General features: G+C 64.0%; 1 protein-coding gene (only partly in view). It reads left to right on the top strand.

Annotated features, from left to right (window positions below; translation table 11 throughout):
- Positions 1–252 precede the first annotated feature (252 nt).
- Positions 253–10,163 carry the 5' portion of a non-ribosomal peptide synthetase gene (locus P3G59_RS17070; protein WP_277758204.1) on the top strand. Its footprint extends 3,106 nt past the window's final position, so 9,911 of the gene's 13,017 nt are visible here — the first part of the coding sequence; it begins with the start codon at positions 253–255; its stop codon lies off the right edge, out of view.

Below are 10,163 nucleotides of genomic sequence, written 5' to 3'. Positions count from 1 at the left end.
GCGAACGAACCCTGCCTGTAGGAGCTGCCGAAGGCTGCGATCTGTTGATCCTGTTTTTAAAAGCAAGATCAACAGATCGCAGCCTTCGGCAGTTCCTGTACAGGGGGACTGCTGTGCTCAAGCCGGCGGCTTGTCCCCGCTTCCCATGTCAGACACCCACGCCCCGATGTTTTAGTTTTTCCAGGCTGCGCGCCGCGTGCACGGACTCGCTGCTGCGCGCTCCTTTTTTCCGTATTTACAGCAGGTTACCTCATGCATTTCAGCGAACTGATGGCTGTTATTTCGACCCATGCGATCCGCCTTCAACAGGAAGATGAAGACCTGGTCATTCTGGGCAGCGACGACGCGCTGGATGACGCGTTGTGGGACAGCCTCGCGGCGCACAAGGCGCAATTGCTGGAACTGGTCGCTGAGCACGGCGGTGACTGGCTGAGCCCGGCCTTTCGCATCACCCCGGACATGCTGCCGCTGGTGAATCTGCAACAGGATGCCCTCGACCGTATCGTCGCCACGGTGCCGGGTGGCGCGGCCAACGTACAGGACATTTATCCGCTGTCCGCGTTGCAGGAAGGCATGCTTTATCACCATCTCTCGGCCGCTGCCGGTGACCCTTACATCTCGCAGGCGCGCTTTGTGTTCGACAGCCAGCAACGGCTGGACGCTTTCGCCGACGCGCTGCGCTGGGTGGTCAAACGTCACGACATTCTGCGCACCTCGTTCGTCTGGGAATACCTCGACGAAGCCGTACAGGTGGTGTGGCGCGAGGCGCCGCTGGTGTGTCAGGAAGTGACCGTGGACTACAGCGCTGACGTACTCACCCAACTGCTCGAACGCCACGACCCTCAGTACTTTCGTCTCGACATGCAGCACGCGCCGTTGCTGCGCGTGGTCTACGCGCAGGATCCCGCTCAGGGCCGCGTAGTCGCGCTGTTGCTGTTTCATCACATGATCATGGATCACGTGGCGCTGGACGTGCTGCGTCGGGAAATTCAGGCCTGTCTGCTCGGGCAGACCGCGCAAGTGCCTGCGGCGGTGCCGTATCGCGATCACTTGGCCAAGGCGCGCAGTGCCGGCAATGAGCAGGCGCAGGAGGCGTTTTTCCGCGACATGCTCGCCGATATCGACGAGCCGACGCTGCCGTGTGGTTTGCAGGATGTACAGGGCGACGGCCACGCCATCGAGGAAGCCTCGTTGATGCTCGACAGTCGCTTGAGCCGGCAGCTGCGCGAGCAGGCGCGGCAGGCGGGCGTGAGTGTCGCGAGCCTGACGCACCTGGCGCTGGCGCGGGTACTGGGGCAATTGTCGGGGCGCACGGCGGTGGTATTCGGCACCGTATTGCTGGGGCGGATGGACGCGGGCGAGGGCGGTGAGCAGGCGCTGGGGATGTTTATCAATACCTTGCCGCTGCGCGTTGATGTCGGCGAGCAAAGCGTGCGCGCGGGTGTGCTGACGACTCATCGGCGACTGACCACGTTACTGGCGCACGAGCAGGCTTCGCTGGCCCTGGCCCAACGCTGCAGCGCCGTCGCGGTGCCGACGCCGCTGTTCAGCGCGATCCTCAACTACCGACACAGCAGCGTCGAAGAAGTCGCTGACGTCGTCGATATTGCCCCCGGTGTGCAGGTGCTCGGCGCCCGCGAGCGCACCAACTACCCGCTGACGATCAATATCGATGACCTCGGCGAAGACTTGCGCATCACCGCGCTGGCGGATGCTGCACTCGGCCCCGAGCGCATGGCCGCGTACCTGAACACGGCGCTGGAAAGTCTGGCGGCGGCCCTGCAATCCAGCGCTGATGTGGCTCTGCAAAACCTGACAATCCTTCCGGCCAGCGAACGCGAACAACTGCTGCACGGCACGAATCTGCCGGTGGCGCAGTTCCCTGCAACCGCGCTGATCCACCAGCAATTCGAAGCCCATGCACAGGCCCGACCTGACGCCACGGCGTTGATTTTCGAAGGGCAGACACTCAGTTACAGTGAACTCAACCGCCGCGCCAACCAGCTCGCCCACCATCTGCTGGCGCTGAACATTCGCCCCGATGACCGCGTGGCGATCTGCGTCGAACGTGGCCCGCACATGATCATCGGCCTGCTCGGTGTGCTCAAGGCTGGCGCCGGTTACGTGCCCATCGATCCGGCCTATCCGCTGGACAGAATCGCCTTCACCTTGCAGGACAGCGCCCCGGTGGCGGTGCTCATGCAAGCGGCGACGCGCGATCGTCTGGCTGATCTCGCTGTACCGCAAATCGACCTCGACAGCGGCCACCTCAAGGCCGAACTCGACAGCAATCCGCAGATCCCCGAACTGACCCCGGCGCATCTGGCGTACGTCATCTACACCTCCGGCTCCACCGGTTTGCCCAAAGGCGTGATGGTCGAGCACCGTAACGTTGTACGTTTGTTTTCTGCCACCGATGACTGGTTCCAGTTCAACCAACAGGACATCGGGGTGCTGTTCCATTCCTTCGCGTTCGACTTCTCGGTGTGGGAAATCTGGGCGGCGCTGGCGTTCGGCGGGCAATTGTTGCTGATCCCGCAAGCCGTCAGCCGCTCGCCGGACGACTGCTATGCATTGCTCTGCCAGACCGGCGTGACCGTGCTCAACCAGACGCCGAGCGCGTTCCGTCAACTGATCGCCGCGCAGGGTCGCAGCACGTTGCAGCACTCCCTGCGCGAAGTGGTTTTCGGTGGCGAAGCGCTGGAGCCGGGACTGCTCAAGCCGTGGTATGCGCGGGTTGGCAATGCCGGAACGCGGCTGGTGAACATGTACGGCATCACCGAAACCACGGTGCACGTGACGTATCGACCGCTGCAAGCTGCCGACGCGCAATTGGTCGGCGTCAGCCCGATTGGTGTGCGCATTCCCGACCTGCAACTGTATGTCCTCGATGCCCAGCGTGAACCGGTTCCGGTCGGCGTGATTGGCGAGTTGTACGTGGGTGGCGCCGGCGTGGCTCGTGGCTATCTGAATCGCGAAGCGCTGACGGCCGAGCGCTTTATCAATGATCCGTTCGACGAAAACGCCGAGACGCGTTTGTATAAAACCGGCGACCTCGCACGCTGGGCCGCAGATGGCAGCCTTGAATACCTCGGTCGCAACGACGACCAAGTGAAAATTCGCGGTTTCCGTATCGAACTGGGTGAAATCGAAGCGCGCCTGTCCGCCTGCGAAGGCGTGCGCGAGGCCGTGGTGATCGCCCGTGAGGACAGCCCCGGTGACCAGCGTCTGGTCGCGTACTGGCTGGCCGACGAAGGCGCCGCACCGGATGTGGCGCAACTGCGCGATCAACTGCTGGTTTCGCTGGCTGAGTACATGGTGCCGAGCGCTTTCGTGCGCCTTGAGGCATTGCCATTGACCGCCAACGGCAAGCTCGACCGCAAAGCCTTGCCGGCACCGGACAGCGAGGCCTTCGCCCGTCGGGGTTTCGAAGCGCCGGTCGGTGCCGTGGAAACCCTGATTGCCGGACTCTGGCAGACATTGCTGGGCGTTGAGCAGGTCGGCCGCCATGACAACTTCTTCGAACTTGGCGGTCATTCGCTACTGGCGGTGAAACTGATCGAACGCATGCGCCAACAGGATTTGCACTGTGACGTGCGCGTGCTGTTCGGTCAGCCAAGTGTGGCGGCGCTGGCGGCGAGCTTGAGCAGCGAACGCTCCATCATCGTGCCGGACAACCTGATCGAACCGGGTTGCACGCGCATTACCCCGGCCATGTTGCCGCTGGCCAGTCTCGATCAAGCCGAGATCGACCGCGTGGTTGCCAGCGTGCCAGGCGGCATCGCCAATGTGCAGGACATCTATGGCCTGGCGCCGTTGCAGGCGGGGATTCTCTATCACCATCTGGCGACCAGCGCCGGTGATCCGTATGTGTTGCAGGCGCAATTTGCCTTCGAGGGTCTGGCGCAGATCAAAACCTTCGTCGGCGCCCTCAACGGCGTTATCCAGCGCCATGACATTCTGCGCACCGGCATCGTCTGGGCCGGGCTCGAAGAGGCGGTGCAAGTCGTGTGGCGTGAAGCGCCACTGGCGCTGGAACGCGTCGACGCCGATGAGCTCGACGGCGACGTGCTGGAGCAGATGCAGGCGCGTTTCGATCCACGGCACTATCGCCTCGACCTCAATCGCGCGCCGCTGATGCGCTTTGTCTACACCGAAGATCAGCCGCACCAGCGCTGGATCGGCATTCTGCTACTCCACCATATCGTCCTCGATCACACCGCACTGGACGTGCTGGTCGCGGAAATGAACGACGTCATGCTTGGCCGCAGCAGCGATTTGCCGCCGCCGGTGCAATACCGCCACTTTGTCGCGCAGGCGCGGCTCGGCGTCGATGATCAGGCGCATGAGGCGTTTTTCCGCGAGATGCTCGCCGACATTGACGAGCCGACCGTGGCCTTCGGTTTGCAGGACGTGCACGGCGACGGCAGCGACATCCTCGACAGCCATTCAGACCTCGATGCCGGCCTCGGCCAACGTCTGCGCGAGCAGGCCCGGCGACTGGGAGTCAGCGTGGCGAGTCTGGTGCACCAGGCCTGGGCGCAGGTGCTGGCGCAGGTGTCGGGCCAGCAAGACGTCGTGTTCGGCACCGTTTTGCTCGGGCGCATGCAAGGTGGAGAAGGCGCTGATCGGGCGTTGGGCATGTTCATCAACACCTTGCCGCTGCGCGTGAGCGTCGATGTGCAATCGGTAGAAAGCGGCGTGCGTGCGACCCATGCGCGCCTCGCGCAGTTGCTTGGCCATGAGCAAGCCTCGCTGGCGCTGGCCCAGCGTTGCAGCGGTGTCGCCGGTGCGCAGGCGCTGTTCAGCACCTTGCTCAACTACCGTCACAGTGCCCCGCAATCCGCCGCTGTCATGTGGGACGGGGTGCAGATTCTCAGTTCCCGCGAGCGCAGTAACTATCCGTTGGTGGTCAGCGTCGACGATCTCGGCGACGGTTTCCGCTTGAGCGTGCAAGCCGTGCCGCAGGTGGATGGCGCACGGGTCTGCGACTACTTGCAAACCGCCTTGCACAGTCTGGTCACGGCGCTGGAGTACACCCCGACGGCGCCGTTGCAGCAACTGACGATCGTGTCGCCGGGCGAACGGCAGCGGGTGCTGGTCGGCTTCAATATCAGCGGTCGTCAATACCCGCCTGCGCAAACCGTGCAGCGCTTGTTCGAAGCGCAAGTCCTGGCCCATCCCGAGGCGCTGGCGGTGGCGCAGGGCGAGCAACAGCTCAGCTACCGCGAACTCAATCAACGCGCCAATCGCCTCGCGCATCACTTGATCGGCCTCGGTGTACAAACCGATGACCGTGTCGCGATTTGCCTGCGTCGGGGCCCGGACATGCTCGTTGCGCTGTTGGCGATTCTCAAGGCCGGCGCGGGTTATGTGCCGATCGATGCGGATTATCCGCCAGAGCGCATCGCCTACCTGTTGCAGGACAGCGACCCGATCGCCGTGCTGGCGCAGGCGTCGACGCGCGACCTGCTCGGCGCGGTACCGGTGATTGATCTGGAGGCCAGCGACTGGCGGCGCTTGCCTGAGGACAATCCGCTGCTGCCAGGCCTGACCCCGGCGAATCTGGCTTACGTGATCTACACCTCGGGTTCTACCGGTCAGCCGAAAGGCGTAATGGTCGAACACCGTACTCTGGAAAACCTCGTGCACTGGCACGCCGAAGCGTTTGATTTGCACGCCGGCAGCCACACCGCCAGCGTCGCCGGTTGCGGCTTCGATGCCATGGCCTGGGAAGTCTGGCCCGCGCTGTGCGTCGGTGCGAGCGTGCATCTGCCTCCGTCCTCGATCGGCAACGAACACCTCGATGAACTGCTCGAGTGGTGGCGCGCGCAGCCGTTGCAGGTGAGCTTTCTGCCGACCCCGGTGGCCGAATACGCGTTCAGCCGTGAACTGGGCCATCCGACCCTGCGCACGCTGCTGATCGGGGGCGACAGGTTGCGTCAGTTCCCGCGTGAGCAGACGTTCGCCGTGATTAACAACTACGGCCCGACCGAAGCCACGGTGGTGGCGACGTCGGGGCGCATCGAACCCGGGCGGGCGCTGCACATTGGCCGGCCGATTGCCAATGCCAAGGTCTATCTGCTGGACCGTCAACAGCAGCCAGTGCCGACCGGTGTGCAGGGTGAGTTGTATGTCGGCGGCGCCGGGGTTGCGCGCGGTTATCTGAATCGTCCGGAACTGACCGCGACACAGTTCCTCGACGACCCGTTCAGCGACGAGCCGCACGCACGGATGTACCGCACCGGCGACCTCGCACGCTGGATGGCCGACGGCAATATTGAATACCTGGGGCGCAACGATGATCAGGTGAAACTGCGCGGCGTGCGTATTGAACTCGGCGAAATCGAAGCCGCGTTGAGCGCTCATGACGCGGTCCGCGAATGCGTGGTGTTGGTGCGTGACGGACGTCTGGTGGCGTGGTTCATCGCCATCGAATCGGTCGAGATCGGCGACTTGCACCGCCATCTGCAAGCGCGGCTGCCGGACACCTTGGTGCCGGCTGCCTACGTGCGCCTGGACAGCCTGCCGCTGACCGCCCACGGCAAACTCGACCGCAAGGCCTTGCCCGAACCGGATCAGGATGCCTGGCTCAGCCGTGAATATGCAGCGCCGCAAGGACCGGTCGAGGTCGCGCTGGCGCAGATCTGGGCCGATGTACTGAACATCGAACAGATCGGCCGTCACGATAATTTCTTCGAACTGGGCGGCCATTCGCTGTTGGCGGTGAGCCTGATCGAGCGCATGCGTCAGGTCGGTCTGAGCGCCGATGTGCGGGTGCTGTTCAATCAGCCGAGCCTGGCCGCTTTGGCGCGCGCCTTGGGCAGTGGCCGGGAAATCGAGGTGCCGGCCAATCTGATTCCGATCGGGTGCACGCACATCACTCCCGACATGCTGACCCTGACCACACTGGATCAGGCCAGCATCGAACGCATCGTCGCCACCGTGCCCGGCGGCGCCGCCAATGTGCAGGATATCTATCCGCTGGCACCGTTGCAGGAAGGCATTCTTTATCACCATCTGAGCGCCGCGCAGGGCGATCCGTACCTGCTGCAATCACGTCTGGCCTTCGACAGCCTCGAACGTTTACAGACCTTCGCCGCACACTTGCAGCAAGTCATCGCCCGTCACGACATTCTGCGCACCAGCGTGGTCTGGGAAGGCTTGCCCAGCCCGCAGCAAGTGGTCTGGCGCGAGGCGCAGATGGTTGTGCAGCAGGTGCCGCTGGAGGCTCGCGATGGCGACATCCTCGAACAGTTGCACGCACGTTTCGATGCACGGCATTACCGCCTCGACCTGAATCAGGCACCGTTGATCCGCATGGTCTACGCCGAGGATCCGTTGCAACAGCAAGTCGTCGCCATCGTGCTGTTCCATCATTCGATTCTCGATCACACCGCCATGGAGGTGATCGGTCGGGAAATGCACGGGTTGATGTTCGATCAGCTCGACACGCTGACGCCGCCGATGCCTTACCGCAATTACGTGGCGCAGGCCCGCCTGGGCGCCGATGAGCAGGAGCACGAAGCGTTCTTCCGCGAGATGCTTGGTGATATCGACGAGCCGACCTTGCCCTTCGGTCTGCAGGATGTGCAGGGCGACGGGCGTGGCATCGAAGAAGCGCTGCAACCGGTGGATGCCGCGCTCAATCTGCGTGTGCGGGAACAGTCCAGGCAGTTGGGCGTCAGCCCGGCAAGCTTGATGCACATGGCCTGGGCGCAGGTGCTGGGCGTGGTCTGCGGCCGCCGCGAGGTGGTCTTCGGCACTGTGTTGATGGGGCGGATGCAGGGCGGTGAGGGTGCCGACCGCACCCTCGGGGTGTTCATCAATACTTTGCCGCTGCGGGTTGATCTCGCTGAAGGCGTGCGCGCCGGGGTGAAAACCACCCATGCGCGGCTGACGGCGCTGCTCGGCCACGAACACGCCTCCTTGGCGCTGGCCCAGCGGTGCAGCGCCATGGTCGGTACCGCGCCGTTGTTCAGCGCGTTGCTCAACTATCGACACAGTGCCGCCGAACAGCAGCCACACGACGGCCAGGGGATCTGGCAGGGCGTGCGCATGCTCGGTGGCGAGGAGCGCAGCAATTATCCGTTGACCTTGTCGGTGGATGATCTGGGCGAAGGTTTTGCCCTGAACGTGCTGGCGCTCGCCGAGATCGGTGCACAGCGCCTCTGCAGTTACATGCACACCGCGCTCGAACATCTGGTGACGGCGCTGGAACAGGCACCGCAACGTCCGCTCAACCGGTTGCCGGTGCTTTCGGTGGCGGATTACGAGCACTTGCTGGTCGGCTTCAACCCGCATTCGGCGGCCTATCCGCGTGGCGCAACGATTCACCGCTTGGTCGAGGCTCAAGCCGAGCAGCAGCCGGATGCGCTGGCGGTGATTCAGGCCGCGCAGCAGTTGACCTACGCTCAGCTCAATCAGCGCGCCAATCGCCTGGCCCATCACTTGCTCGGGCTCGGCGTGCAGCCCGATGACCGCATCGCCGTGTGCCTGCGCCGCAGCCCGGACATGCTCGTCGCGATACTGGCGATCCTCAAGGCTGGCGCCGGTTATGTGCCGGTCGATCCGGCATACCCGGCAGAACGCATCGCTTATCTGTTGCAGGACAGCGCGCCGATGGCGGTGCTGGCGCAGGCTGCGACGGCTGATTTGCTCGGCGCTGTGCCGCTGATTGATCTGGACAATCCCACCTGGCAACAGCTGTCCGACAGCAATCCGCAACTGTCGGCGCTGACCCCGGCGCATCTGGCCTATGTGATCTACACCTCCGGCTCCACCGGCCAGCCGAAAGGCGTGATGGTCGAACACGCGACGCTGGAGAACCTTGTGCACTGGCACTGCGAGGCCTTTGACCTGCGCGCCGGCAGCCACACGTCGAGCGTCGCCGGCTGCGGTTTCGATGCCATGGCATGGGAGGTCTGGCCGGCGCTGTGCGTCGGCGCGACCCTGCACCTGCCACCGGAATCGGTGCGCAACGAGCACCTCGACGAATTGCTGCAATGGTGGCGCGCGCAGCCGTTGCAGGTGAGCTTCCTGCCGACGCCGGTGGCCGAATATGCGTTCAGTCGCGACCTCGGGCACCCGACCTTGCGCACGCTGTTGATCGGTGGCGACAAATTGCGCCAGTTCCCCCGCGAGCAGACTTTCGCGGTGATCAATAACTATGGCCCGACCGAAGCCACGGTGGTTGCCACCTCCGGCGCGGTCGAGGCCGGGCAGGTGCTGCACATCGGCCGGCCGATGGCCAACGCGAAGATTTACCTGCTCGACGATCAGCAACGACCCGTACCGGTCGGCGTCGCTGGCGAATTGTATGTCGGCGGTGCCGGTGTGGCGCGCGGTTATCTGCATCGCCCCGAGCTGACTGCCGAACGTTTCCTCGACGACCCGTTCAGCGACGAACCGCAGGCGCGCATGTACCGCACCGGTGACCTCGCACGCTGGCTCGCTGACGGCAGCATCGAATACCTGGGGCGCAACGATGATCAGGTCAAACTGCGCGGCGTGCGCATCGAACTGGGGGAAATCGAAGCGGCGCTGAGCGGTCACGAGGCCGTGCAGGATTGCGTGGTGCTGGTTCGCGACGGCCAGTTGCTGGCGTGGTTTACCGAACGCCTGAACGTCGACATCGAGGACTTGCGCCGTCATCTGCAAGCGCAGTTGCCGCAAGCCCTGGTGCCTGCCGCCTACGTGCGCCTGCAAGCTCTGCCGCTGACTGCCAACGGCAAACTCGACCGCAAGGCGTTGCCGGAGCCGGATCAAACGGCGTGGCTGAGCCGCGAATATGCCGCACCGCAAGGCACCGTGGAAATCGCGCTGGCGCAGATCTGGTCTGACGTCTTGAACGTTGAACAGGTCGGCCGTCACGACAACTTCTTCGAACTGGGTGGGCATTCATTGCTGGCGGTGACGCTGATCGAACGCATGCGTCAGGTCGATCTGAGCACCGATGTGCGTGTGCTGTTCAGCCAGCCGACGTTGGCCGCACTCGCTGCGGCGGTGGGCAGCGGTCGTGAGGTTGCAGTGCCGGACAACCTGATTGCGGCCGATTGCACGCACATCACCCCGGACATGCTGCCGCTGGTGCAGCTGGATCAGGCCGGCATCGAGCGCATCGTCGCCACGGTGCCGGGTGGCGCGGCCAACGTGCAGGATAT

Origin of the sequence: Pseudomonas sp. A34-9 (genome assembly GCF_029543085.1) — a bacterium.
Lineage (GTDB): Bacteria > Pseudomonadota > Gammaproteobacteria > Pseudomonadales > Pseudomonadaceae > Aquipseudomonas.
Note: the sequence above shows the minus strand (reverse complement) of the source record. Positions and strands in the feature narration are given on the sequence as shown.